Origin of the sequence: Rhizobium sp. BK251 (genome assembly GCF_004345245.1) — a bacterium.
Classification (GTDB): domain Bacteria; phylum Pseudomonadota; class Alphaproteobacteria; order Rhizobiales; family Rhizobiaceae; genus Rhizobium.
Window position 1 is genome coordinate 369865 of record NZ_SLUQ01000005.1, and the last position, 23559, is coordinate 393423.

26 protein-coding genes are annotated in these 23559 nt (G+C 61.9%); 13 read left to right on the top strand and 13 right to left on the bottom strand.

What is annotated here, in order from left to right; all coding sequences use genetic code 11:
- Positions 1-11 precede the first annotated feature (11 nt).
- Complete coding sequence (locus tag EV286_RS14620) at positions 12-1292, bottom strand: imelysin family protein (RefSeq protein ID WP_132957864.1); 1281 nt, start codon at positions 1290-1292, stop codon at positions 12-14.
- Between the two features lie 214 nt (positions 1293-1506).
- On the opposite strand from EV286_RS14620, the gene EV286_RS14625 reads away from it, so the two are divergent.
- Both EV286_RS14625 and EV286_RS14630 read left to right on the top strand, forming a co-directional pair.
- On the top strand, positions 1507-2010 hold the full coding sequence (locus EV286_RS14625) for an HPP family protein (RefSeq protein ID WP_132958068.1): 504 nt from the start codon (positions 1507-1509) through the stop codon (positions 2008-2010).
- A 332-nt stretch (positions 2011-2342) separates the two neighbouring features.
- Positions 2343-3536 (top strand): TCR/Tet family MFS transporter, encoded by a 1194-nt coding sequence (locus EV286_RS14630; protein ID WP_132957865.1) that lies wholly within the window; start codon positions 2343-2345, stop codon positions 3534-3536.
- A 126-nt stretch (positions 3537-3662) separates the two neighbouring features.
- Here EV286_RS14630 and EV286_RS14635 read toward each other — a convergent pair whose 3' ends face one another.
- The 5 genes from EV286_RS14635 to EV286_RS14655 all read right to left on the bottom strand — a co-directional run bounded on the left by EV286_RS14635 (position 3663) and on the right by EV286_RS14655 (position 8731).
- Positions 3663-4952: an RsmB/NOP family class I SAM-dependent RNA methyltransferase gene (locus EV286_RS14635; RefSeq protein ID WP_132957866.1), complete on the bottom strand. Its 1290-nt coding sequence runs from the start codon at positions 4950-4952 to the stop codon at positions 3663-3665.
- Between the two features lie 132 nt (positions 4953-5084).
- Entirely contained in the window at positions 5085-5447 is a 363-nt protein-coding gene (locus EV286_RS14640) for a septal ring lytic transglycosylase RlpA family protein (protein WP_132957867.1), read from the bottom strand.
- Between the two features lie 549 nt (positions 5448-5996).
- Positions 5997-6869, bottom strand: coding sequence for an SDR family oxidoreductase (locus EV286_RS14645; RefSeq protein ID WP_132957868.1), 873 nt, complete (start codon positions 6867-6869; stop codon positions 5997-5999).
- Entirely contained in the window at positions 6869-8026 is a 1158-nt protein-coding gene (queG, locus tag EV286_RS14650; RefSeq protein ID WP_132957869.1) for a tRNA epoxyqueuosine(34) reductase QueG, read from the bottom strand. The genes EV286_RS14645 and queG overlap by 1 nt, the downstream gene beginning before the upstream one ends.
- Positions 8027-8038: 12 nt before the next feature.
- Complete coding sequence (locus tag EV286_RS14655; RefSeq protein ID WP_132957870.1) at positions 8039-8731, bottom strand: glutathione S-transferase family protein; 693 nt, start codon at positions 8729-8731, stop codon at positions 8039-8041.
- 277 nt (positions 8732-9008) lie between these two features.
- Between EV286_RS14655 and EV286_RS14660 the strand changes: the two genes are divergently transcribed.
- Positions 9009-9806 (top strand): undecaprenyl-diphosphate phosphatase, encoded by a 798-nt coding sequence (locus tag EV286_RS14660; RefSeq protein WP_132957871.1) that lies wholly within the window; start codon positions 9009-9011, stop codon positions 9804-9806.
- A 179-nt stretch (positions 9807-9985) separates the two neighbouring features.
- On the opposite strand, the gene EV286_RS31965 is transcribed toward EV286_RS14660, so the two are convergent.
- The 7 genes from EV286_RS31965 to dnaN form a co-directional block, all read right to left on the bottom strand.
- Complete coding sequence (locus EV286_RS31965; protein ID WP_165932848.1) at positions 9986-10138, bottom strand: hypothetical protein; 153 nt, start codon at positions 10136-10138, stop codon at positions 9986-9988.
- Positions 10139-10405: 267 nt separating this feature from the next.
- Positions 10406-11377, bottom strand: coding sequence for a complex I NDUFA9 subunit family protein (locus EV286_RS14665; protein ID WP_132957872.1), 972 nt, complete (start codon positions 11375-11377; stop codon positions 10406-10408).
- 108 nt (positions 11378-11485) lie between these two features.
- A complete protein-coding gene (locus EV286_RS14670; protein ID WP_132957873.1) occupies positions 11486-11773 on the bottom strand; it encodes a DUF1330 domain-containing protein in 288 nt (95 codons plus the stop codon).
- 27 nt (positions 11774-11800) lie between these two features.
- The gene (gene pyrF / locus EV286_RS14675; protein ID WP_132957874.1) at positions 11801-12493 is read right to left on the bottom strand and encodes an orotidine-5'-phosphate decarboxylase; all 693 of its coding nucleotides are present in this window, start codon (positions 12491-12493) and stop codon (positions 11801-11803) included.
- Entirely contained in the window at positions 12472-13080 is a 609-nt protein-coding gene (locus EV286_RS14680) for a histidine phosphatase family protein (protein WP_132957875.1), read from the bottom strand. Before EV286_RS14680 ends, pyrF begins: the two co-directional genes overlap by 22 nt.
- A gap of 1 nt (position 13081) precedes the next feature.
- A complete protein-coding gene (gene pmtA / locus EV286_RS14685) occupies positions 13082-13675 on the bottom strand; it encodes a phospholipid N-methyltransferase PmtA (protein ID WP_132957876.1) in 594 nt (197 codons plus the stop codon).
- A gap of 129 nt (positions 13676-13804) precedes the next feature.
- The gene (gene dnaN / locus EV286_RS14690) at positions 13805-14923 is read right to left on the bottom strand and encodes a DNA polymerase III subunit beta (RefSeq protein WP_132957877.1); all 1119 of its coding nucleotides are present in this window, start codon (positions 14921-14923) and stop codon (positions 13805-13807) included.
- Positions 14924-15016: 93 nt separating this feature from the next.
- On the opposite strand from dnaN, the gene EV286_RS32760 reads away from it, so the two are divergent.
- From EV286_RS32760 to gshB, 10 genes are all read left to right on the top strand, one after another.
- Positions 15017-15151, top strand: a complete 135-nt coding sequence (locus EV286_RS32760; protein WP_281041088.1) for a hypothetical protein — start codon at positions 15017-15019, stop codon at positions 15149-15151.
- 21 nt (positions 15152-15172) lie between these two features.
- On the top strand, positions 15173-16093 hold the full coding sequence (gene rsmI, locus EV286_RS14695; protein ID WP_132957878.1) for a 16S rRNA (cytidine(1402)-2'-O)-methyltransferase: 921 nt from the start codon (positions 15173-15175) through the stop codon (positions 16091-16093).
- The gene (locus tag EV286_RS14700) at positions 16083-16451 is read left to right on the top strand and encodes a YraN family protein (protein ID WP_132957879.1); all 369 of its coding nucleotides are present in this window, start codon (positions 16083-16085) and stop codon (positions 16449-16451) included. The genes rsmI and EV286_RS14700 overlap by 11 nt, the downstream gene beginning before the upstream one ends.
- A 139-nt stretch (positions 16452-16590) precedes the next feature.
- A complete protein-coding gene (ugpB, locus tag EV286_RS14705; RefSeq protein ID WP_132957880.1) occupies positions 16591-17910 on the top strand; it encodes a sn-glycerol-3-phosphate ABC transporter substrate-binding protein UgpB in 1320 nt (439 codons plus the stop codon).
- Between the two features lie 62 nt (positions 17911-17972).
- A complete protein-coding gene (gene ugpA / locus EV286_RS14710; RefSeq protein WP_132957881.1) occupies positions 17973-18857 on the top strand; it encodes a sn-glycerol-3-phosphate ABC transporter permease UgpA in 885 nt (294 codons plus the stop codon).
- A gap of 10 nt (positions 18858-18867) precedes the next feature.
- Positions 18868-19716, top strand: a complete 849-nt coding sequence (gene ugpE / locus EV286_RS14715) for a sn-glycerol-3-phosphate ABC transporter permease UgpE (protein WP_132957882.1) — start codon at positions 18868-18870, stop codon at positions 19714-19716.
- A gap of 2 nt (positions 19717-19718) precedes the next feature.
- The gene (locus tag EV286_RS14720) at positions 19719-20825 is read left to right on the top strand and encodes a sn-glycerol-3-phosphate import ATP-binding protein UgpC (protein WP_132957883.1); all 1107 of its coding nucleotides are present in this window, start codon (positions 19719-19721) and stop codon (positions 20823-20825) included.
- On the top strand, positions 20822-21814 hold the full coding sequence (locus EV286_RS14725; protein WP_132957884.1) for an endonuclease: 993 nt from the start codon (positions 20822-20824) through the stop codon (positions 21812-21814). Before EV286_RS14720 ends, EV286_RS14725 begins: the two co-directional genes overlap by 4 nt.
- Before the next feature lie 109 nt (positions 21815-21923).
- Positions 21924-22427, top strand: a complete 504-nt coding sequence (locus tag EV286_RS14730) for a cupin domain-containing protein (protein ID WP_132957885.1) — start codon at positions 21924-21926, stop codon at positions 22425-22427.
- A gap of 95 nt (positions 22428-22522) precedes the next feature.
- Entirely contained in the window at positions 22523-23470 is a 948-nt protein-coding gene (gshB, locus tag EV286_RS14735; RefSeq protein ID WP_132957886.1) for a glutathione synthase, read from the top strand.
- Positions 23471-23559: the final 89 nt, after the last annotated feature.

Here is a 23559-nt window from a genome sequence, read left to right on the forward strand (position 1 = left end):
CCCGCCTTTTATCATTGGAAGACGGCGTTAGGATTATCCAGGCTGTCGGAACCTTCAAGCTGGATCTTGCCGAGATCGAGTGCGGAGATGACGCGCTCGACCGTCTTCGTCTGGTCGATCAGGCCGTCGATGGCGGCCTGCACCACGGCGTTTCCTTCCGTGTTGCCCTCGCCGATCATCTGGTCGTACTTCTCGATCGTCTCGCCGCGCTTTGCCATGGCGTTCATGGCGTCGAGCGTCTTGTTGAGCTTGGCCGTCATTTCCTCGTCGAGCGCCTTGTCCTTGGCGGCGACGAGATCATGCAGCGACGGGCCGGTCAGCTTGGTGCCGTCGACGCGGGTGTATTCACCGCTATAGGCGGCTGCGATGCCGATCGCGTCGTTGAGATGCGAGTTGTAGGTGTTGTCGGAGAAGCAATCATGCTCTTCTTCCGGATCGTGCAGCAGCAGGCCGAGCTTCATGCGCTCGCCGGCGAGTTCGCCGTAGGAGAGGGAGCCCATGCCGGTCAGGATCGCGGCAAGGCCGGCCTTCGGATCGGCCTCGACATGCTTGGTAGCCTCGCCCCCGGGCGCCCAATCGTCGGTCATTTCCTGCAGGTCGGAGACCAGCAGGGTGGAGGCCGACTTCAGATATTCGGCGCGGCGATCGCAATTGTCGTGCGTGCAGTTCTTCAGGTCGTAATCCGTGTAGGGTCGCTTGCCGGCGCCCGGACCTGTGCCGTTGAGGTCCTGGCCCCAGAGCAGGAATTCGATGGCGTGGTAGCCGGTCGCGACATTGGCCTCGACGCCGCCTGCTTCCTGCAGCGTTCCGGAGAGGAATTCCGGAGTAAGCTTCGAAGCGTCGACATCCTTGCCGTCGATCTTGATCGTCTTGTTGGCAATGACGTTCGCGACATAAAGCGAGTTCTCGTCGCTTTCCGTGCCGTAGGAGGTATCGACATAGTCGATCAGGCCTTCATCCAGCGGCCAGGCGTTGACCTTGCCTTCCCAGTCGTCGACGATCGGATTGCCGAAACGGTAGACCTCGGTCTGCTGGTAGGGTACGCGTGCCTTGATCCAGGCGTCCTTGGCGGCCTGTAGCGTTGCATCGCCCGGTGCCGCAAGGAAAGCGTCGATGGCGGCGTCGAGCGCCTTGGCCGTCGTCAGCGAGTCCTCGTACTTCGCATGCGCCACCTCGGCATAGTGCTTGACCACTGCCGCGGCGTCGGTTTCTGCATGAGCGGGAAGGGCGGACAGGGCGGCGGACGCAGCCAAAAGCGCCAGTGCGGCGCGCAGATTCCTATTGAGTTTCATGATCCTCTCCAGTGGCGGCGGGGGCCGTCCAAAACACGGGCAAGGCTGTCTTCGCGCAAAACCAAACTTGTGTCAAATACTCTAGTTTGGAATGGTTTTAAGGATGGTTTTGCGACGGGGAACTGACTATTTGAAATGCATTTGCTTGAAAAAGCGGCGCGAAGCAGGCTATCAACCACGCACATTGCTCAATCCCCGGCCGTTCCCGCCCATCATGCGTCATCATCTCAGGCATTTCATTCATCGCCATGAACCGAAGGGCGCGCTGCACGCGCATCTGAAGTCGGGCATCGGCGCTGTTATCGGCATGGTTTCAGTGGGTGCGCTCGCGGTCGCGACCGGCATTCCGCTGCTGATCGCCCCTTTCGGCGCGACGGCCGTCCTGATCTTCGGACAGCCGAAGAGCCCGCTCGCGCAGCCCGCCAATGTGATCGGCGGTTATCTTCTGGCGGCCATGATCGGCGCCCTGGCGGTCTTCTTCTTTCCTGGTCTCTGGTGGGTGGCGGCGATTGCCGTTGGACTTGCAATCGCCGGCATGCTGGCGCTGAGGATCACCCATCCGCCGGCCGGCGCCGTGCCGCTCGTTGCCTTCGGCTCGCATCTCGGAGGGCTGACGCTCTTCGCAGTCGTGCTTCTCGGCGGCATATTGCTCGTGGCGATCGCCGTCGTTCACCATCTCGTTCCGCCACGGCATCAATATCCGTTGCGCGCGGAATAGAGCCGGCCGCGCTCCTTCCGGTTCGCCTGCCGCGCTCTGCTTCCCTGTTTTCAACCACGTCGTCATTGGCGAAAAAGGACTTGTCGCGCGCATTCGGCTGACGTAAGTTTTCGCCGTCGCGAAAAGCGACCGCTTCCCTTGATCCGCTCAGTGGCGGAGTAAACAGGTGGACGAATTGTCGTCCAGGCGGTCAAGCACACGCCATCCATGCGCTTTTGAGCATGGTTCGGCCAGCGTTCCCAAGAGAAGAAACCGCCTGACATCCAGTCGGGCCCAATCGAGAGCCGTTCGCGCCTTGCGGCGCCGCGTGCTCGCGTCGACAGGAACACGTCATGATCAGACCGCTCGTCGTTATTTTCACCGCCATTGTCCTCGATGCCGTGGGCATCGGGCTCATCTTTCCAATTCTGCCTTCGCTGCTGCAGGACGTGACCCACGCTGAAAACGTGGCGCCCTACATCGGCATAATGACTGCCCTCTACGCGGTCATGCAGTTCATTTTCGCACCGGTGCTCGGTTCGCTGAGCGATCGGCTCGGGCGACGCCCGGTACTCCTGATCTCGCTCGCTGGCGCGGCCATCAACTACCTGTTCCTGGCCTTTGCGCCCAATGTCTGGAAGTTGCTGCTCGGCCGCGCCATCGCCGGCCTGACGAGTGCCAACATTTCCGTGGCGATGGCCTACATCACCGACATTTCCCCAGAGGATAAGCGCGCGCGCCGCTTTGGCCTGTTCAACGCCATGTTCGGCATAGGCTTCATCATAGGTCCCGTCCTTGGTGGCGCCCTTGGAGACGATTGGCTGCGGCTACCCTTCATCGCGGCAGCCGTGTTGAACGCCTGCAATCTGCTGCTGGCGTTCTTTGTCCTGCCGGAGTCGCGCACACCGACCCGGGAGAAAATCGATCTGGCTGCACTCAACCCGCTTCGGCCGCTGCGTTGGGTGTTCTCGGTGAAGAGCCTGCTGCCGATCATCTTCATCTTTTTCGTCTTCAGCGCCACCGGCGAAGCCTATGGCACCTGCTGGGCCCTCTGGGGGAGCGACACCTTCCAGTGGAGCGGGCTTTGGATCGGCCTTTCGCTCGGCACCTTCGGCGTCTGCCAGACCCTCGCCCAGGCGTTCCTTCCTGGCCCGGCCGTGAAGCTCCTCGGCGAGCGCGCGGCCATCCTGACCGGCGTTACCGGCACCTGCATTGCGCTGATCGTCATGGCCTTTGCTACCCAGAGCTGGATGATCTTCGCGATCATGCCGATCTTCGCCCTCGGCGGCATCGGCGTTCCGGCATTGCAGTCTCTGGCGACCCGGCAGGTCGATGAGAGCCAACAAGGCCAATTCCAGGGGGTGCTGGCGTCGGCCGTGAGCTTGGCCTCGATCGCGGGTCCCCTCATTTTCTCGAGCTTCTATTTCGTCGCCAGAGAGCAATGGCCCGGGGCGATCTGGCTGTTCGTCGTCGTCGTTTACGCGATCGGCATACCGCTGGTTCTCGGCTTGCGCCTCAAGGAGCCTGCACCGGCCCCGGCGATGTAGCGTCGCTCTCTGGAAATGGACCGCAAACACATCCCTGCCAAGGCTTTGAGCCGACAGCTTCCAAGGCCGGGATTTGTTGCCGGCGTCCCGCCTTTGGGCGTGACGCCGTGGTGTCAACGAGGCCGCTCAGGGCTTGCGGCGCATCCGGCAGAAGAAGAAGCCGTCGGTATCGGTCGACGCTGGCGTCAGCGTGAGCGTCTTGCCGTCGGAGGAGCGTGGTCGCGGCGCCCCGGTGCCGAACAGCTCGTCCCAGGAGGCCAGCGCGCCTGCAATCTCGAACTGCGGGTTGTCAGTGGTGAAGCGGTTGACCTGCGCCTCGTTCTCCTCGGGCAGCACGGAACAGGTCACGTAGATCAGGTCTCCGCCCGGGCGCACATATTCGCTGGCCTGCGCTAGAGCGTCCTGCTGCTGGGCGGTGCGCTCATCGAGGTTCTTGTGCGTGAGCCGCCATTTGGTGTCCGGGCGTCGGCGCCAGGTACCCGTCCCCGTGCAGGGCGCGTCGACCAGCACCTTGTCGCAGCGGCCCACAAGCGGCTTCAGCCCGGCCCGATCGTCATGCGCCTGCACATTGCGGGTGCCCGCCCGCCTTAGGCGCTCGATGATCGGCGCGAGCCGCTTGCGGTCGGAATCATAGGCGTGCACCTGACCCTTGTTGTGCATCGCGGCCGCCATGGCGAGCGTCTTGCCGCCACCGCCGGCGCAATAATCGAGCACCTGGTCGCCTTCGCCGGCCATGACGAGGTCGGCAACGATCTGCGAGCCTTCGTCCTGCACCTCGAACCAGCCTTTCTGGAAGGAGAGCTCGGCCGTGACATTAGGCAGGCGCGAGGCGCCTTCACCGGCAGGGATGCGCAGCCCGAAGCGCGCGATCCTGGCGGCCTGCGCACCCGAGCGCTCGAGCGCCTTCAACACTTTGTCGCGCGGAGCCTTCAGCGCGTTGGCGCGAAGATCCAGCGTCGGCCGTGCGGCAAGCGCGGCAGCCTCGGCAAGCCAGTCGTCGCCGAATGCATTTTCAAAGGAGGGTTCGACCCAGTCGGGTATGTCGCCCTGCACATGCGGTGGCGCGTCGTCGAGCGATCGGCTGGCGAAGGCAGCAAGGGTCTCGGGCGCCAGCGGCTGCGGGGCGAAGCGATCGCCCTCTAACTCGGCCTGCAGTGTTTCAGGGGTGAAGCCCCATTGCCGGAACATGACCGCGTGGCCGAGAGCCGAAGCGCTGTCGTCATCCATCAACCAGGCATGGGAAAGGCGCATGCGAAGCGCATCGTAAACGATATTGCCGACGGCGGCGCGATCGCCGGAACCGGCAAAGCGATGTGCCAGGCCCCAGTCCTTCAGAGCATCTGCCACCGGTCGCTTACGAGTATCGATATCCGCAAGCACCTCGATGGCTCCCTGGAGCCGTCCACCCAAACGCATTCACTCAATCTCCTGCTCGATCCCTTCCGAAAGGTCGCAGGATGCGACGCGTGACGGATCGTTCATGGATCTCAACCGCGTGGTAGCCGCGATTGGCAGCAAGAGCAAGCGTTGGCATGATATGCACTCAAGTCAGCCGATGACTTCGTAGCAGATCTTGGCCGTCCCGCTTGAGATCATTCCGATGTTCTGTGCTGCGGCTTTCGACAGGTCGAGAACCCGGCCGCGAATGAAGGGTCCGCGATCATTGACGCGGACGACCACGCTCTTGCCGTTCCGGCTGTTGGTGACCTTGAGCTGCGTCCCGAATTTCAGCGAGCGATGGGCTGCGGTCATACGGGAAGGATTCATGCGCTCGCCGGAAGCGGTCTTGGAGTTAAGCGCGTACCAGGATGCGCCTCCGCATCCATTAGCAGCAGTACCTTCGGAAGGCAAAATAGTGGAACAGGCCGCTATAGCTGCAGCAGCCGTAATAGAACGGGTGATTTTCTTCACGACAGATTCCCCTCGACATGGATGAGCTTGCCCGCATTGACGAGAAGGCTTGAGCCGGGTCAAAAATGGCAAAAAAGTGCCCCCAGCGATCACGGAACGTTGCTGTCTGTAATATTTGTAAGATTCGACTACGTCCGGCGGAATAATCCAAAATTACCGAAATCTAGAAAAAACCGAATAAAATCAGTCAATGTTGGAAAGGATTTTCTAAGCCTTCGGACGTAAGCCGGGATATCACGATTTTTTTGAAAATTTTTTTGCTTACTTGCCTTAATTGATGCCCAAATTGTGCAAATTTAGAGATCGTTAAGGATCGGGCGTAGGTATTCATACCCGGACGAGGGGCATCGGAAGGATTTTTCTGCTTTTTTAATGGGCCGCAAATGTTAGCCAAAGCTGCGCCCTGGGGCTGCGATTTCGGCAAAAGCGGCAATCGGGGATTGCCGGTCGGTGCGGAGACCGACACCGCGCGGCAGGCAGTTCTCGGCGCCGCACGTCCAATAGGATGCGCAGAGGACGCCGTAGAGCAAGGAACTATGAAGTCGTCTCTCAGCCGCGCCAGTTGCCCGATGCCCAGAGCTCGGCCAGCGACATGCGGTATTCGGGAAAGTCGAAGGAGAAGCCGAGATCGCGGAGTTTGCGATTGGAGACGCGCTTGTTCTCGCCGTAGAAGGAACGAGCCATCGGCGTGAGCTCGGCGGTCTCGAAGGCCTGCTCCGGCGGAGGCTCGACACCCATGATGCGCGCGGCCTCCAGCACCACGTCCTGGGGCGGGCCGGGCTCGTCATCGGTGACATTATATATGCCGCCGAGTTTGCGTTCGGAGAGGAAGCGGGTCGCGCCGGCTATGTCCTCGACCCGGATGCGGTTGAATACCTGGTCCTTCTTGATAAGGCGTCGCGCGGTTCCGTTCTCCAGGTTGCGCAAGGCGTTGCGGCCAGGGCCGTAGATGCCGGAGAGCCGAAGGACGGCGGCCGGCACGTTCAAAACCGCTCCCTGGGCCAACCAGGCATCCTCAGCCTCGACTCGCTCGACGGAGCGTGCTGAAACGGGCTTGTACGGTGTGTTCTCATCGACCCAGCCGCCCTTGTGATCGCCATAGACGCCGACCGTCGACAGATAACCGATCCATTGCAGCCGGGGCATGAATGTCGCCAGATCCTTGCCTGCGAGCCGTATAAGCGGATCGCCCTTAGAACCGGGCGCGATCGACTGCACCAGATGGGTTGCGCTTGCCATCGCCTGCCGCAGTTCGTCGCCGATCACTTCGCCGTCGAAAAGGAAGCCATCGATGCCCTCCTTCTCTAGGGACTCGAGCTTCTCGGCCGAACGCGTCGTGCCCGAAATTCGCGCGCCATCCTGCGCGAAGGCCTTGGCGATCGCCGTCCCGGAATAGCCGCAGCCGAAAACGAAAAGATGCATCACGAAACCCCCGCCAGTCGCCATTCGTCGAGTACGCTTTCGTCCGACTCGTTTTTCCTTTGTGCGGCAAAGGTGGCAAATTCGCCAGTCTCCATCAGTCGCGAAAGCGCCCAGACCGCCATTGCGCGCACGATGGGCGAGCTGTCTTTCGCAAGCTCGCGGCATTCCGCGCCAAGCCCGGCATCGCCGGAATTGCCGGCGGCGATCAGGACATTGCGGATGAACCGGTCGCGCCCGATCCGCTTGATCGGCGAGCCGCTGAAGAAGCTTCGGAATGCGGCGTCGTCGAGAGAGAGCAGGAAGGCAATCGATGGTTCCCTCAGGTCCTCGCGCGCCTTGAGCTTTGCCTCGGACGCCTCCCTGGCGAACTTGTTCCACGGACAGGCCGCGAGACAGTCGTCGCATCCATAGATGCGGTTGCCGATCAGGGGACGAAGCTCCGGATCGATCGATCCCTTGTGCTCAATGGTGAGATAGGAGATGCAGCGGCGCGCATCCAACTGATAGGGCGCCGGAAAGGCCGCGGTGGGACAGCTATCGAGGCAGGCGCGGCAGGAGCCGCAATGGTCGATCTCGGGCGCATCCGGCTCGAGCTCTGCTGTGGTGAACATCGAGCCGAGGAAGAGCCAGGAACCGTAGGTGCGGCTGACGAGATTGGTATGCTTGCCCTGCCAGCCGAGACCGGCTGCCGCCGCCAGCGGCTTTTCCATCACGGGCGCGGTATCGACGAAGACCTTTACGTCTTCGCCTGACCGCGCGGCAAAACGCGTGGCGATGTCCTTCAGGCGACCCTTGATCACATCGTGGTAGTCGCGATGGCGCGCATAGACCGAGATCGCCGCCTTGTCCGACTTTTCGAGGACGTCTCGCGGGTCTTCATCAGGGCCATAGTTCATTCCGAAGACGACGATCGAGCGCACCTCGCCCCATAACGCATGGGGATCGCCGCGCCTTTCGCGCGTATCGGCCATCCAATCCATGGTGCCGTGGTAGCCGGCATCGAGATAGGCATCGAGGCGATCGCGCGCTTCGGGGATGCCATCGGGCTGGGTGATGCGGCAGAGGTCAAAGCCGGCGGCTTTCGCCTCGCTCCTTATGAAAAGGGTCAGGCTCTCCCGCCGCTTCCGTTCCTTCTCGCTTTGACGGTCGTCGGGCATGGCGCGCCCCTGTCAGAAATCCAGGTCGGCGTAGTGGGAGACGGGCGTCAGGCCACGCACGCGTTCGCCGAGCAGCGGCCGGAAGGAGGGGCGCGACTTCAGCCGCTGGTACCACTCCTTTGCGACCGGCGCATCCGACCAGTCGATCTCGCCGAGATAGTCGAGCACGGAGATGGACGCCGCCGCCGCAAGATCGGCATAGCTCAGGCGCTCTCCCGCAAGCCATTGCCGCGATCCGGCCAGCCATGAGAGATACTTCATATGCTGGCGGATATTGGCGCGGGCGGTGCGCAACACCTTGGAATCCGGTGCGCCGCCGCCCTGGTCGGCCGTCATCTGCAGCTTGTAGACGCGCTCGCGGGCGAGCGGCCGGGTGACATCCTGCTCCATCTTCTGCATGAACCATTCTGCAAGCCGGCGAATCTCGGCCCGTTGGAAGGGATCCTCGGCCAAAAGCCGCCGGTCGCGCTTCAAGACGCCATGGGTTTCATCCAGATACTCGGAAATGACGGTCGCGCCACAAAGTGCCCGCATACTGTCGTCAACGTAGACCGGCAATGTCCCCGCCGGATTGAGAGCCAGAAAATCGCGCCGCTTTTCCCAGGTCTGTTCCTCTATCAGTTCCGCTTGATAGCCATATTCCGACAATATGAGCCGGACGAAGCGTGATGCAGAGGACATAGGGTGATGGTAAAGGGTGGGCATCGATGGACTGACTTTTTGATTGTTTGTTGCCTGGGCCGGAACGCCCCCAACGACAGTTCTGGCAATGACTCATCTACTGAAGCTATAGGAGCTTGGCCCTTCCAACACAAGCGAATCGGGCCTCCCGCTCTCTGACAAAGGAAATGGACGTAGCTGAAAAAATCATCAACAGCCGATATCTCGTTTTCGCACGCCTTTGTCGAATGACGATGGTTGCCGTTTCCCCTCGGCATGCGCGTACCCCAAGACCGCGCGAACTTTAAACCGGAGACAATTAATGGACTACATAAGCTCTATAATTCTAGGCATCGTAGAAGGAATTACCGAGTTTCTGCCGATCTCGAGCACCGGCCACCTCATCATTGCGGAGCAGTGGCTCGGCCACCGGTCGGACATGTTCAACATCGTCATTCAGGCGGGCGCGATCCTTGCCGTCACCATCATTTACTGGCGTCGCCTGGTGGATCTGGTGCTCGGCTGGCGGGATCCGCAGAACCGTTCCTATGCCGGCAAGCTGATCCTCGCATTTCTCATCACCGCCATCCTCGGGCTGGTCGTCAAGAAACTCGGCTTTCAGCTGCCCGAGACTGCCACGCCGATCGCATGGGCGCTCATCATTGGCGGCTTCTGGATGATATTTGCCGAATGGGCCGCTGCGCGCCGGCCGCCCCACAAGGAAATTACCTGGCTCGTTGCGATCCTGGTCGGTATCGCCCAGGTGGTCGCGGGCGTCTTTCCGGGAACGTCGCGCTCCGGTGCGACGATTTTCGTCGCGATGCTCGCAGGCACTGGCAACCGCGCCGCTGCGACCGAATTCGCCTTTCTCGTCGGTATCCCGACCATGTATGCGGCGAGCGGCTACGAGTTGCTGAAGACCTTCAAGGATGGCGGGGCAGCAAACGAGGACTGGACCGGTCTCGGGATCGCTTTCGTCGTTTCCACGATCGTCGCGTTTATCGCTGTCAAATGGCTGTTGGCCTACATCCGGAGCAACCGCTTTACGGTGTTTGCGGTCTACCGCATCATTCTTGGCGTCATTCTGCTTGGCATGGCAGCGACCGGCTTCATCGCCTGACGCACAACTTGCTCACCGCATTCGCGCAATCGACGGCGCGGATGCGGAAAGCTGCTGTCGGCAGGTTTGCGACCAGGTGATGGCGCGCCTGTCTCGAGACGCCATGCATAGGGCGTTCTGATGGAGCGGCTTGTCTTTAACGGGAAGAACAAGGCCGGCGCTGAGGCGCCGGTTTTTCGTCAGTGGCCGATGGAGGCCGTGCTGCAGGGATCGACGCCGTAGGCCGACACACAGCCGCTTCGCGTCGCGCCGACATGACCCGGAGCGATGAAGGAGCCGGCGAGGATCACCAGTGCCGCGCACGCAAAGAGAAGCGCGATTGACTTACCCATCGAGGAATGCCTTTCGAAGCAGATTGATGCGCACGACGACCCTGATCCCATGTCCGAGCGCGCGCTGTGATTAGTCATTTGAATGAAAAATAGCAATAAATGTTCCTGCTAAATTTGACGTTAATGCCGCTATTTTCATTATGCGACTTTTATGCAACGCGGCGCTGTGAATTGCCGCCGAACGGCCGCCAAATCGCCCAGCCATAAACGCAAAAACGCCGCCGGCGAAGCGTTCGCCGGCGGCGTTTTGACGAAGGCGAATTCGGCTCAGGCAGTCTTGGTGAACTGGCCCTGCGGACGATATTGCACGAGGTAGGATGGCAGTACGGAATCGACCATGGTCGGCACGATGCCGATCGCCGCAAACGTGCGTCCTTCCTTCTCGGCGTGCTTGGAGACGACATTGTCGTACCGCAGCATGCGGACCTGGTCCGGCGTGATCGGCGGGGCGACGAACGGAACCATCGAGGCGATGCTGCCGATCAGCGAGGCGATGCCGAAGGGGAGGGAGACGAGGGGCCGCTTGCGGCTGGTAACGCGCAGCACGGCCTCGAGACATTCGCGGAAGGTAAGGACTTCGGGGCCGCCGAGTTCATAGATCTGGCCGCCGGTCAGCTTACCGTCGACAGCATGGGCAACGGCCTCGGCAACATCGCCGACATAGACCGGCTGGAACTTCGTCTTGCCGCCGCCGATCAGCGGCAGCGCCGGGGCCATGCGCGCCATGTCGGCGAACTTGTTGAAGAAGTCGTCCTCAGGACCGAAGACGATCGACGGGCGGAAGATGATCGCGTCGGGCTTGATGGAGTGGATCGCAGCTTCGGCGCGGCCCTTGGTGCGGCCGTAGGCGGATGTCGACTTTGCATCGGCGCCGATTGCAGAAACATGGGTCAACGTGGCGCCGGCATTGCGGGCCGCCTCCGCCACAGCGCGCGCGCCGAATTCCTGCACGGCATCAAAGGTATTGCGACCGCTCTCGAAAAGGATGCCGACGCAGTTGATGACGTGGTTTGCGCCCTGAACAGCATGCTCGATCGAGTTGCGGTAGCGCAGGTTCGCCTGCACGATGGAGATCTGCCCAACATTGCCGAGAGGCTGCAGGAAGCCCGCAAGGTCCGGCCGGCGCACCGCGACGCGGATACGGTAGCCGCGCTGCGCAAGCGCGCGCACGACATGCCGCCCGATGAAGCCAGACCCTCCGAACACGGTCACGAGCGGGGGAAGGTTGGCGAGGGTCATGGCGAGCTCCTGAAAAGCTTTGGTGTGAATTGATCTGGTGTCGTCTTAGCCGAAAGCCCAGGCGAGGTGAAGGGCTATCGAACCCTGCAACTGCCCGTCCTGACGTTCTCAGATCCCTTCGACGACGACCATCTCCGCGTCCGCCACCTCGTGCCGGATTTTGGCAGCCACCTGGTATTCGGGGGAATTATAGCAGTCGACGGCGTGCTGCAGGGAGGGAAATTCGATGACGACATTGCGGGTGCGCGCCTTGCCTTCGAGCTCCACGAACTGGCCGCCGCGCGCGAGGAATTTTGCGCCGTATTTCTCGAAGGCCGGCTTTCCGGCCGCGACATAATCCTTGTAGCGTTCCAGGTCACGGACATCGACGCGTGCAATCCAATAGCCCTTCGGCATTTCCTTTCTCCCTTGTTGCGTTCCTCTTCAGAGGACCGTTTTCATTTCGGCGAGGATGCCGCGGGCCGCATTACTCGGATCGGCCGCCTTGACGATCGGGCGGCCGACGACGAGATGCGTGGAGCCGGCCTTGAGTGCATCGGCAGGTGTCATTACGCGCTTCTGGTCGCCCTTGTCGCTGCCGGCCGGCCGGATGCCGGGCGTCACGATCGCCATGTCGGCGCCAACGATCTTGCGCACGGCAGCGGCCTCCTCGGCCGAGCAGACGATACCGCCCATGCCTGCGGCAAGCGCCTGCTCCGCGCGGCGCAGCACAAGCGTATGCGGGTCGTATTCGTAGCCGGCGGCGATCAGGTCCGTCTCGTCCATCGAGGTGAGCACCGTGACGCCGAGCAGGCAGAGGTCGGAGCCCTTGGCGGCATCGACTGCCGCCTTCATCGCCTTCGGATAGGCGTGCAGCGTCAGCATCGAGACGCCCATCTTGACGATGTTCTCGACGCCGGATGCGACGGTATTGTCGATATCGAGGAGCTTCATGTCGAGGAAGACCTTCTTGCCGCTCCGGACAAGATCGCGGGCGAACTCCAGCCCGCCGGCAAAGACCAGCTGGTAGCCGATCTTGTAGAAGAGGATGTCCTCGCCGAGAGCGGAAACGAGCCTCTCCGCTTCTCCAACCGTCGGAACATCCAGCCCGACGATCAACCGCTCGCGTGCGTCCATGTCAAATCACCCCGCCAGTCCTCGATGGGTGTCCAGTCGCATGATAAGCGGCGATCTGCAAGGTCGAAAGCATAGAGATTTCCGCCTCCGCCCGGCTGGTCCTTGCTCCGGCTGATGGGGCCTCCCGCAAGGTGGCATTTGAGCAAAGTACCGACGCCGCCGTGCCCTACGAAGGCAATCGGGGCCCTGGGATCGTGACGCCCAAGGATCGCCTCGACGGCAACAACGATCCGCGCCTGGGCGTCGATCGCCCTTTCCCAACCCCTGAAACTTTCGTCGGGATGTGCGAAGAACCAGTCGGCGGCTTCCTCGAATTGCGGTGGCGGCAGGAAGCCGGTCGCGGAGCGGTCGTTCTCGTGCATGCCATGCACGATCTCGACCCGGGCCCCGGATGCCTCGGCAAGTATCTCGGCCGTCTCGATCGCCTTCGTCTCGTCGCTGGAAACGATCCGTCGCAGCCGCCTTGCCCATTCTGACTGCGCTGCCTTGCGGGCACGCTCGGCGCCAAGCGTCGACAGTCCCCATTTCGGAACCGGTACCAGCGGATCGATCCTGACCTGCGGATGCGTGATATAGAGGGCGAACATCTCAGCCGCGGCTGTAGATCCAGAGCTGGGTCGGGGGGATGTTGCGGACTATGAAGTCGAAATGCCGGATATGGTAGCGATCCGGCCGTGCCTCGATCGGCGAGACCGGCCCATAGGAGAGCTGCACAACCGGCCGGCCGGGGGGCAGGCGGTCGAGCAGGCTTTCGAGCAGGGCGACGCGCGCCTGCATCGGGAAATTGAGCAGCGGGATGCCGGAAACGACCGAATCGAACTTCTGTCCCTTCAGCGCGCCGAGCGTGTCGTTCAGGTTGAAGGCATCGCCATTGATGAAGTGGACGCCCGGATAGGTGCGCCTCAGATGCTGGTAGAAGTCCGTCGAATATTCGATCGCGACGAGCCGTTCCGCAGGAAGGCCGCGGGCAAGGATCGCCTTGGTGATGGCGCCCGTGCCGGGGCCGAGCTCCAATACCGGCAAGTCAGCGCGCGGATTGATGACGCTTGCCATCTTGCGTGCGGTGATTGAGGAGGTCGGCACGATGGAACCGACAGTCTTCGGCCCTTGGATCATGCCCTTGAAGAAGCGGATTTCCTCGTCGAACTTTCTGCCCAGCCGTTCCTTCAGGCGCAATGCCATGGACGCGTTCTCCCAAGACGTAACAGTGTGACGCTAGCTGCGTCGGCAGCGGCATATCTTGCAAGGCAGTGGCGCAAAGACAAGAGAAAACGTCGCAATTTTGTAAATGCCGCGACGTTCGACCTTGTCCTAGACGCGCATCGGCATCAGCACGTAGAGCGCGTCGTCGCCGGCCGTGTCGCGGATGAGCGTCGGCGAACCCGCATCGGCAAGCAGGAAGATCGCCGAGTCGCCGGAAAGCTGCGCAGTGATATCGAGCAGATATTTGGCGTTGAAGCCGATCTCCATCGCGTCGTTCTCGTAGCCGACGGCCACTTCTTCCGTCGCGCTGCCGGAGTCCGGGTTGTTGACGGTGAGCAGCAGCTGGCCTTCCGAAAGCGCGAGCTTCACGGCGCGGCCACGCTCCGACGAAATCGTCGAAACGCGGTCGACGGCCTGTGCGAATGTCTGGCAATCGACCCGCATTTCCTTGTCGTTGCTGGTCGGGATGACGCGCTGGTAGTCCGGGAAGGTGCCGTCGATAAGCTTCGAGGTCATCACGATCGAGCCGATGGTGAGGCGGATCTTGGCGTCGGAAACCTCGACGGTGACGATCGCATCCGGCGTGTCCACCAGCTTCTGCAGTTCGCCGACCGTCTTGCGCGGAATGATGATGCCGGGCATGCCCTCGGAGCCCGAGGGGGCGTCGACGTCGGCGCGGGCCAGACGGTGGCCGTCCGTTGCCACGGCCCGCAGCTTCAGGTCGCCCTTGCTTTCGATCGTGTGGAGGAAGATGCCGTTCAGATAGTAGCGTGTCTCTTCGGTCGAGATCGCAAACTGCGTGCGATCGACCAGCATCTTGAGGTCGCTCGCCTTCAGCTTGAAGGAATGGGTGAAGGTGCCGGCGGTAAGGTCCGGGAAATCCGATTCCGGCAGGCACTGTAGCGAAAACTTCGAACGGCCGGAGGCGACGGTCATGGCGTTTCCGTCCGGCGTGGTCGCGAGCAGCACTTCCGAGCCGTCGGGCAGCTTGCGCACGATGTCGTAGAGAAGGTGGGCCGGAACGGTCGTTGCCCCTGCCTGCTCCACGTTGGTCGGCGTCGCTTCGGTGATCTCGAGGTCGAGGTCGGTGGCCTTCATGTCGAGATTGGCACCTTCGGCACGCAGCAGCACGTTGGAAAGGATCGGGATCGTATTGCGACGTTCGACCACGCGATGGACGTGGTTCAGCGACTTCAGAAGGTTTGACCGCTCAATAGTAATGCGCATGGGATGCTACCGCTTTCGACCCTTATTGCCCGGGTGCGCCTCAGGGCGCGTCAAGTCTTCTCCGGCATAGGTCCGGAAGAGTGGAGGGGCAAAATGGCAGAGTTTGCCGGTCCATTGCAAGAGGTATGGCCGCTGGCCCGCGATCAATTGGGGATTTCTCCGATTAAGCGCACAGGATTCATTGCACTTGTGGAGCAGGGGGTGTTCACCCATAAAGGCTGCAGTTGAGGCGGTGGGAAAAATAGCGGCATGAGCGATGATATTTCGAGCGACAAGAGCCAGGCACGGACATTCCGCCTGCACAATGTCGCCGTGCCCGCTCGCCCTATCGAGCCCGCGCTCTACCTGGTTGCGACGCCGATCGGCAACCTCGGTGACGTCACGCTGCGCGCGCTCGAAACCCTTGCGGGAGCGGATGTGCTCGCCTGCGAGGATACCCGCGTGACGCGCGTCCTGCTCGACCGCTATGGCATTCGCAACAAGCCCTTCGCCTATCACGAACACAATGCAGCTGAGGCCGGCCCGCGCCTGCTGCAGGCGCTGGCCGATGGCAAATCCGTGGCACTGGTTTCCGATGCCGGGACGCCGCTGGTCTCCGATCCGGGCTACAGGCTGGCCCAACAGGCAATCGAGGCTGGGCAACGCGTCATCCCGGTGCCGGGCGCGTCCGCGCCGCTTGCCGCGCTCGTCGGGTCCGGCCTGCCGAACGATGCCTTTCTCTTCGCCGGGTTCCTGCCGGCCAAGGACAAGGCGCGCCGCGACCGGCTGGGGGAACTCCTCGCCGTTCCGGCAACGCTCATCTTCTTTGAATCTCCCCACAGGATCGCGGCGACGCTGGCTGCCGCAACCGATGTTCTCGGCGGTGGCCGCCGTGCGGCGGTCTGCCGCGAGCTGACAAAGACCTTCGAGGAGTTTCGCAGGGGCACGCTGAGCGAGCTCGCTGCGTATTATAATGACGTATCCAATGTGAAGGGTGAGATCGTTCTGGTCGTCGGGCCGCCGGAGGCTGGCACCGCAGCCGAGGCGGTGGATGTCGAGGCGCTGCTTGGCGAACTGTCGGCAACCATGGCCGCGGCGAAGGTGGCGACGGAAGCGGCACGCATTACCGGGCTGCCGCGCAAGGAACTTTATCAGCGCCTGCTCGACATGAAGGCGCGCGATGCCGGATAGAGGGCTGGCCCGGGCGCGCAAGCGGGCGGAGCGCCGAGGGCACTTCTCGGAATATGCCGCCGCCCTTTTCCTTTTCCTGAAAGGCTATCGCATCGTCGCCATCCGTCATCGCACCAAGCTTGGCGAGATCGACATCATTGCGCGCAAGGGCGACCTTGCGGTCTTCGTCGAAGTCAAGGCGCGAAGAGGCGAGCAGGCCGCGGTCGATGCCGTGTCCTACGCCTCCCAGAAGCGCATTCGGGCTGCAAGCGATATCTGGCTTGCGCATCAGCCCGATTTCGCGCGTCTTTCACAGCGTTACGACATCGTTGCCGTCCTGCCCGGCCGCCTGCCGAGGCACTTCCGGGATGCCTTTTAGAAGCGCCTTGATGAGGGCTTTGCGAAGTGCAACCCACTGACCGAAATGTAATATTGCTGACATAAATCTGTTACGTGACTGACATCTAAGGTCGCTAGTGCACTCCCATCGTTGATCGATGGTGGAGAGGTTCCCCTAAATGTTTAAGAATATTGCTTTGGCCGGCTTCGCGCTGGCGCTTTCTGCATCTACGTCCTTCGCTGCGACCGAAGTCACCTGGTGGCATGCCATGGGCGGCGAACTCGGCCAGAAACTCGAGCAGATCGTTCAGAAATTTAACGACAGCCAGACCGAATATCACGTGACCCCGGTTTTCAAGGGCACCTATCCGGAAACCCTGACCGCCGCTATCGCCGCCTTCCGCGCCGGCCAGCAGCCCGCGATCGTCCAGGTTTTCGAAGTCGGCACCGGCACGATGATGGCCGCCAAGGGCGCCGTCTACCCGGTCTACAAGCTGATGGCCGATGAAGGTGAAGCCTGGGATCCGTCGAAGTTCATCGCTCCGGTCGTCGGCTACTACTCCGATCCGGAAGGCAACATCCTCTCCTTCCCGTTCAACTCCTCGACGCCGATCCTCTATTACAACAAGGACGTCTTCAAGAAGGCTGGCCTTGATCCGGAAGTCGCTCCGAAGACCTATGCCGAACTCGCCGACTTCTCGAAGAAGATCGTCGATTCCGGCGCTGCCAAGTGCGGCTTCACCATCACTTACGCTGCGACATGGATCGGCCTCGAAAACTTCTCGGCTATTCATGACCTGCCTTACGGCACGCTTCAGAACGGCTTCGGCGGCACTTCGGCCGAACTCACCTTCAACGGCCCGAACCAGGCTCGTCTCTGGGACGACCTGAAGAAGTGGCAGGATGCCGGTCTCTTCGAATATGGCGGCCCGGGCGGCGGTCCGGATGCAGCTCCGAAGTTCTACTCGCAGGAATGCGCCATCTACATGGGCTCGTCCGGTTCGCGCGCTGGCGTGATCGGCAACGCCAAGGGCTTCGAAGTCGGCTTCTCGACGCTTCCCTACTATGACGACGTCACCAAGGATCCGAAGAACTCGATCATCGGTGGTGCTACGCTCTGGACGCTGAACGGCCAGAAGCCGGAAGTCTACAAGGGTGTCGCCAAGTTCTTCACCTATCTCAGCCAGCCGGAAGTCCAGGCTGATTGGCACCAGTTCTCGGGCTACCTGCCGATCACCAACGCTGCCTACGATCTCGGCAAGTCTCAGGGTTACTATGAAAAGAACCCGGGCTCCGACGTCGGCCTGAAGCAGATCCTGCGCGGCACGCCCTCTGACAACTCCAAGGGCGTTCGCTTCGGCAACCTGACGCAGATCCGCGACGTCGTCGACCAGCAGTTCGAGACCGTGCTTTCCGGCAAGCAGACCGGCCAGCAGGCCCTCGACGAGGCCGTCAAGCAGGGCAACTCGATCCTGCGCGAATTCGAAGCCGCCAACTAAGGCTTGCGTCTTTCCATCACGCCCTCCCCGAACAGGGGAGGGCAATTCCGTTTGAGCGAGCCATGCAGACAAAGCGCACTATCTTTTCCAACCGCGTCCTGCCCTATTTCCTTCTTGCGCCGCAGCTCGCGATCACCCTCATCTTCTTTATCTGGCCCGCCGCACAGGCGGTCTGGCAGTCATTCCTGCGCGAAGACCCGTTCGGCATGAAGACGACCTTCGTCTGGTTCGCCAACTATACGAGGCTGCTCGGCAGCGCCGACTACCTCAATTCGCTTGTCGTGACGGCCATCTTCTCGATCAGCGTCACCGTGCTCTCCATGGGGCTTTCGCTGCTCTTTGCGGTCTGCGTCAACCGCGTGCTGCGCACGGGGCGCATCTACACGACGCTCTTGGTCTGGCCCTACGCCGTAGCACCGGCGGCAGCGGGCCTCCTCTGGTGGTTCCTGTTCAACCCCAGCATCGGCATCCTTCCCTACGTTCTGCGCCATTTCGGCTACGACTGGAACCACCGCCTGAACGGTAGCGACGCAATGATCCTGATCGTCGTCGCCTCGGCCTGGAAGCAGATTTCCTATAACTTCCTGTTCTTCGTGGCGGGTCTCCAGTCGATCCCGCATTCGGTGACCGAAGCGGCCGCAATCGATGGCGCGGGACCGATCAAGCGCTTCTGGACCGTCGTCTTCCCGCTGCTTTCGCCGACGACCTTCTTCCTTGCCGTCATCAACGTCACCTACGCGCTTTTCGACACGTTCCCGATCGTCGACGCGACTACGTCGGGTGGTCCGTCACAGTCGACGAACACCCTCGTCTACAAGGTCTATGCCGACGGCTTCGTCGGTCTGAACCTTGGCCCATCGGCGGCGCAATCGGTGATCTTGATGCTGATCGTCATCGTCTTGACCATCGTCCAGTTCCGCTGGATCGAGAAAAAAGTGCAGTATTGAGGCTCGCCCGATGGTCGAAAACCGCCCCCTTCTCAATATCCTGACGCATGTCATCCTCATTCTCGGGGTTGTCACCGTCGTTTTCCCGGTCTATCTCGCCTTCATCGCGGCGACGCATGGCCCGACCGATTTCATGACCGGCCTCGTGCCGCTCCTGCCCGGCGATCAGATGGTGAGCAATTTCGGCCAGCTGCTCAGCGCCGGCAATTCCGTTGCAGGTGCGCCGCCCTTTGCGTTGATGATGGTAAACAGCCTGCTGATGGCGGTCCTGATCGCCGTCGGCAAGATCGCGATCTCGATCACCTCGGCCTTCGCGATCGTCTATTTCCGCTTTCCGCTGCGCATGACAGCGTTCTGGGTCATCTTCCTGACATTGATGCTGCCGGTCGAAGTGCGCATCCTGCCGACCTACAAGGTCGTCGCCGACCTCGGCATGCTGAATTCCTATCCGGGCCTCGTCATTCCGCTGATTGCGTCCGCGACCGCGACGTTCCTTTTCCGCCAGTTCTTCCTGACGATCCCCGAGGAACTGATGGAAGCCGCCCGCGTCGATGGCGCCGGCGCGATGAAGTTCTTCCGCGATATCCTGCTGCCGCTTTCGCGCACCAATATCGCGGCCCTCTTCATCATCCTCTTCATCTATGGATGGAACCAGTATCTCTGGCCGCTGCTGATCACCACCGATCCGGGATACTACACGGTCGTCATGGGCATCAAGCGGCTCGCCGCCGTGCTCGACGGCAACACGCAGTGGAACCTGGTCATGGCAGGCGTCATCCTTGCAGCCCTGCCGCCCGTCCTCATCATCATCGTAATGCAGCGCCTCTTCGTCAAAGGCCTGGTCGAAACGGAGAAATGACAATGGCTTCAATCGATGTCGAAGGCGTCGGCAAGATCTATTCCGGCGGCGTGCGGGCCGTTTCCGACGTGAACATCAACATTGCCGATGGCGAGTTCATCGTCCTCGTCGGTCCCTCCGGTTGCGGCAAGTCCACGCTGCTGCGGATGCTCGCCGGCCTCGAGACAATCTCGGAGGGTGAGGTGAAGATCGGCAGCCGCGTCGTCAACAACGTGGAGCCGGCCGACCGCGATATCGCAATGGTCTTCCAGAACTATGCGCTCTATCCGCATATGTCGGTCTACGACAACCTCGCCTACGGCCTCCGGAACCGCAAGACGCCGAAGGCGGAGATCGAGACCCGTGTGGCAGAGGCAGCGCGCATGCTGCAGCTCGAGCCCTACCTGCAGCGCAAGCCGAAGGCGCTTTCGGGCGGCCAGCGCCAGCGCGTTGCCATGGGCCGCGCCATCGTCCGCAAGCCGGCCGTCTTCCTTTTCGACGAGCCGCTGTCCAATCTGGACGCGAAGCTGCGCGTCTCGATGCGCGGCGAGATCAAGCGCCTGCAGCGACGCCTCGGAACGACTTCCATCTATGTCACGCACGATCAGCTGGAAGCGATGACGCTCGCCGACCGCCTCGTTGTGCTGAACGGCGGCAAGATCGAGCAGATCGGCGCCCCGCTCGACGTCTATCACACGCCGGCCTCTACATTTGTCGCGAGCTTCATCGGCTCGCCCGCAATGAACCTCCTCAAGGGCGAACTGCATGGCGACAAGCTGGCGCTCGGCCCGAGTCTTGTCGATCTGCGCGGCAACGCCCCGGCCTCCGGCCCAGTCACGGTCGGCATCCGCGCCGAAGACCTGCGGCTCGCCGGCCGCGAGGAATATGCAATGCCGCTTGCTGTCGAATATATCGAAGAGCTCGGTTCGCAGCGCCTCGTTCACGGCACGCTGGGCGATCAGCCCTTGACCGCGGTCGTCCCGGTCGAAGCCCAGGTCGGTAACGAGATTCGTCTCGTCGTTCCGGCCGAGAAGCTGCATTTCTTCGCCCATGATACCGGCAAGCGCATCGGCGGCGGTGCGTCGGCCACTACCGCATCCATGGCGTTGAACCACGAGGCAGTGCAGTGATCCGTACAATTGTCGACGCCTTCGTCGTGCCCTCAGCGGAGGAGAGACGAGGCTTTGTCGCGCTCGAAAAGACCGTTGCCGTGCACGAACAGACAATCGCCTCGCTTGCCTGCATGAATGCGGTTCGAGCCGGCGGCAAGCCGGCAGGCAACTCCGCGCTCGCCTTTCCGTTTACCGCCGCGACCTGGAATCTGGAGCGCTGCCTGTTTCCGCAGGAATCGGCGGAGAAGCTGCGCGCGACGGGTGCGCCCCTCGTGCTGCTGTCCGAGATGGACGAGGGCATGGCCCGCACCAGGCAGGGTGACCCGACAGCGGAGCTCGCTGCCTTGCTCGGCATGAGCTACGCCTATGGGGTCGAGTTTCTGGAGCTCGGCCTTGGCTCCGAGATCGAGCATTCATTCTGCGAGGACGATTTCAACGCCAAGGGCTTCCACGGTAATGCGCTCCTCGCATCCGTGCCGCTTGGCGAGCCCTTCATGCTGCGCCTTCCGGGAACCGCGCACTGGTTCCTCAACGACCCGGCACAGCCGCGCATAGGCGAGCGTTGCGCCATCGGCGCCCGGATCGAGACGGAAGCGGGGCCCTTCCTCGCGGTTTCCGTTCATCTCGAAAGCGCGGCGGACGGCCCCTATCGCGAGCGGCAGACGTCGGCGCTCATCGATGCGCTCGATGCCTTCGCGCCGGGGCTGCCGGTCCTCATTGCAGGGGATCTCAACACCGGTAACCAGACGGGCGGCGATTTCGAGGCCGAAGGCCTGTTTGCTATGGCGACGGCCCGTGGCTTTACCCGCCATGGCGGTCCGCTCGATGAGATGAGTACGCGCCCGAGCCTGATCAGCCGCAACCCGGAACGTGCCCAGAAGCTGGATTGGTTCCTGTCGCGCGGCCTGATCGTCACCGAAAGCCATCTCGTGCCGTCACTGACGACCGAGGGCAAACCACTCTCCGATCACGATCTCCTCGTCTGCACGATCGAAGGTTTTGGCTGACAATCCCTGCTGATTTCGGGATCGCTAAAATGCAAGCGATCAATTGAACCGGACGGTTACCCCTTTCGTGTCAGCTGAAGCGGACGCGAAACGGCATGAAGGGGGTTTCATGGCCTGGAAGTTGATGCTTGCAAGCGCGGTGGCTATGGCCGCGCGCACCGTTCCGCTCGTGGCGGCCTCGTCTCAGGGGAAAACCTTCGTGGCGGGTGCGAGCGGCAGCATGATGCTGAAGCCGGCGCCTATCGAGCCGTCATGGGTATTGAGCGGTCAGCCACAGGCTCGTCTGGCAGAGCACTCCCGCGGCGACGACGATGCGGCAGTCACCGCCGTCTGGGATTGCACGGCGGGCGAGTTCCGCTGGCACTTCGGCTGGGACGAAACGGTGATCATCCTCGAAGGCGAGGTTCATGTAACCGCCGAGGACGGCACCGAGCGTACGCTCGCGAAGGGCGACGTCGCTTATTTCTCGGGCGGTACCTGGGCGACATGGCGCGTCGACCACTATGTCAAGAAGGTCGCCTTCTGCCGCAAGCCCTTCCCCAAGCCGTTGGCACTTGCCTATCGCCTGCGCAACCTGTTGAGGGGCGGTGCGACGTCTGGCATCGCTGCCTGAAGCGTACGTCCCGCATGGCTGATGCGCCCTGTTGACCGTTGCGTTTGAATGCCGCGCAGCCTAAATCTGTGCGGCACTCAGGCAAGGACATGAAGATGGCGAAGATCAAAAACGTAGCGGTCCAGATGGACCATGTAGCCGGCATCAACATTGCGGGCGATTCCACCTTCGCCATGAGCCTCGAGGCGCAGGCCCGCGGCTACAAGCTTTTCCACTACACGCCCGAGCGTCTGAGCTTCCGCGATGGCAACCTCTTCGCCGCCGTCGAGCCGATGGTGCTGCGCGACGTCAAGGGCGACCATTTCGAGCTGGGCGCGCCCGAGCGCGTGGATCTCTCGACGATGGACGTGATCCTGTTGCGTCAGGACCCGCCCTTCGACATGGCCTATATCACCTCGACGCATCTTCTCGAGCGCATCCACCCCAAGACGCTGGTCGTCAACGATCCGGCCTGGGTGCGCAACTCGCCCGAGAAGATTTTCGTCACCGAGTTCTCCGACCTGATGCCGAAGACGCTGATCACCAAGGATGCCGCCGAGATCCGCCGCTTCCGCGACGAGATGGGCGACATCATCCTGAAGCCGCTCTACGGAAATGGCGGCGCCGGCGTCTTCCACTCGACGCGCGACGACCGCAACCTCTCCTCGCTGCTCGAAATGTTCGGCCAGCTCTTCCGCGAGCCCTTCATCGCGCAGCAATATCTGCCCGACGTGCGCAAGGGCGACAAGCGCATCATCCTCGTCGACGGCGAATTCGCGGGCGCGATCAATCGCGTACCGGCAGAGCACGACAGCCGCTCGAACATGCATGTCGGCGGTCGCGCGGAACCGACGGAACTCACGGCGCGCGAGAAAGAAATCTGCGAGCGCATCGGCCCCGCCTTGAAGGAGCGCGGCTTCCTGCTCGTCGGCATCGACGTCATCGGCGACTACATGACCGAAATCAACGTCACGTCGCCGACCGGCATCCGCGAGGTCAGGAAGTTCGGCGGCGTCGATATTGCAAGCCTGCTCTGGGACGCAATCGAGCGCAAGCGCGCGTAGCGCCAGCTCGACTCCGGACGTTTTGTTCCGCGCCCACAACCCGCTGCAACCTGGATGCAGCGAGGACGCGAATTTGTTCACAAAGCGTT

Excerpts from the sequence above, each read along its gene's own strand:
- EV286_RS14620 (WP_132957864.1), bottom strand. The coding sequence starts at position 1,292 with ATGAAACTCAATAGGAATCTGCGCGCCGCACTGGCGCTTTTGGCTGCG.
- EV286_RS14625 (WP_132958068.1), top strand. The coding sequence starts at position 1,507 with ATGCGTCATCATCTCAGGCATTTCATTCATCGCCATGAACCGAAGGGC.
- EV286_RS14630 (WP_132957865.1), top strand. The coding sequence starts at position 2,343 with ATGATCAGACCGCTCGTCGTTATTTTCACCGCCATTGTCCTCGATGCC.
- EV286_RS14635 (WP_132957866.1), bottom strand. The coding sequence starts at position 4,952 with ATGCGTTTGGGTGGACGGCTCCAGGGAGCCATCGAGGTGCTTGCGGAT.
- EV286_RS14645 (WP_132957868.1), bottom strand. The coding sequence starts at position 6,869 with ATGCATCTTTTCGTTTTCGGCTGCGGCTATTCCGGGACGGCGATCGCC.
- queG (WP_132957869.1), bottom strand. The coding sequence starts at position 8,026 with ATGCCCGACGACCGTCAAAGCGAGAAGGAACGGAAGCGGCGGGAGAGC.
- EV286_RS14655 (WP_132957870.1), bottom strand. The coding sequence starts at position 8,731 with ATGCCCACCCTTTACCATCACCCTATGTCCTCTGCATCACGCTTCGTC.
- EV286_RS14660 (WP_132957871.1), top strand. The coding sequence starts at position 9,009 with ATGGACTACATAAGCTCTATAATTCTAGGCATCGTAGAAGGAATTACC.
- EV286_RS31965 (WP_165932848.1), bottom strand. The coding sequence starts at position 10,138 with ATGGGTAAGTCAATCGCGCTTCTCTTTGCGTGCGCGGCACTGGTGATC.
- EV286_RS14665 (WP_132957872.1), bottom strand. The coding sequence starts at position 11,377 with ATGACCCTCGCCAACCTTCCCCCGCTCGTGACCGTGTTCGGAGGGTCT.
- EV286_RS14670 (WP_132957873.1), bottom strand. The coding sequence starts at position 11,773 with ATGCCGAAGGGCTATTGGATTGCACGCGTCGATGTCCGTGACCTGGAA.
- pyrF (WP_132957874.1), bottom strand. The coding sequence starts at position 12,493 with ATGGACGCACGCGAGCGGTTGATCGTCGGGCTGGATGTTCCGACGGTT.
- EV286_RS14680 (WP_132957875.1), bottom strand. The coding sequence starts at position 13,080 with ATGTTCGCCCTCTATATCACGCATCCGCAGGTCAGGATCGATCCGCTG.
- pmtA (WP_132957876.1), bottom strand. The coding sequence starts at position 13,675 with ATGGCATTGCGCCTGAAGGAACGGCTGGGCAGAAAGTTCGACGAGGAA.
- dnaN (WP_132957877.1), bottom strand. The coding sequence starts at position 14,923 with ATGCGCATTACTATTGAGCGGTCAAACCTTCTGAAGTCGCTGAACCAC.
- EV286_RS32760 (WP_281041088.1), top strand. The coding sequence starts at position 15,017 with ATGGCAGAGTTTGCCGGTCCATTGCAAGAGGTATGGCCGCTGGCCCGC.
- rsmI (WP_132957878.1), top strand. The coding sequence starts at position 15,173 with ATGAGCGATGATATTTCGAGCGACAAGAGCCAGGCACGGACATTCCGC.
- EV286_RS14700 (WP_132957879.1), top strand. The coding sequence starts at position 16,083 with ATGCCGGATAGAGGGCTGGCCCGGGCGCGCAAGCGGGCGGAGCGCCGA.
- ugpB (WP_132957880.1), top strand. The coding sequence starts at position 16,591 with ATGTTTAAGAATATTGCTTTGGCCGGCTTCGCGCTGGCGCTTTCTGCA.
- ugpA (WP_132957881.1), top strand. The coding sequence starts at position 17,973 with ATGCAGACAAAGCGCACTATCTTTTCCAACCGCGTCCTGCCCTATTTC.
- ugpE (WP_132957882.1), top strand. The coding sequence starts at position 18,868 with ATGGTCGAAAACCGCCCCCTTCTCAATATCCTGACGCATGTCATCCTC.
- EV286_RS14720 (WP_132957883.1), top strand. The coding sequence starts at position 19,719 with ATGGCTTCAATCGATGTCGAAGGCGTCGGCAAGATCTATTCCGGCGGC.
- EV286_RS14730 (WP_132957885.1), top strand. The coding sequence starts at position 21,924 with ATGGCCTGGAAGTTGATGCTTGCAAGCGCGGTGGCTATGGCCGCGCGC.
- gshB (WP_132957886.1), top strand. The coding sequence starts at position 22,523 with ATGGCGAAGATCAAAAACGTAGCGGTCCAGATGGACCATGTAGCCGGC.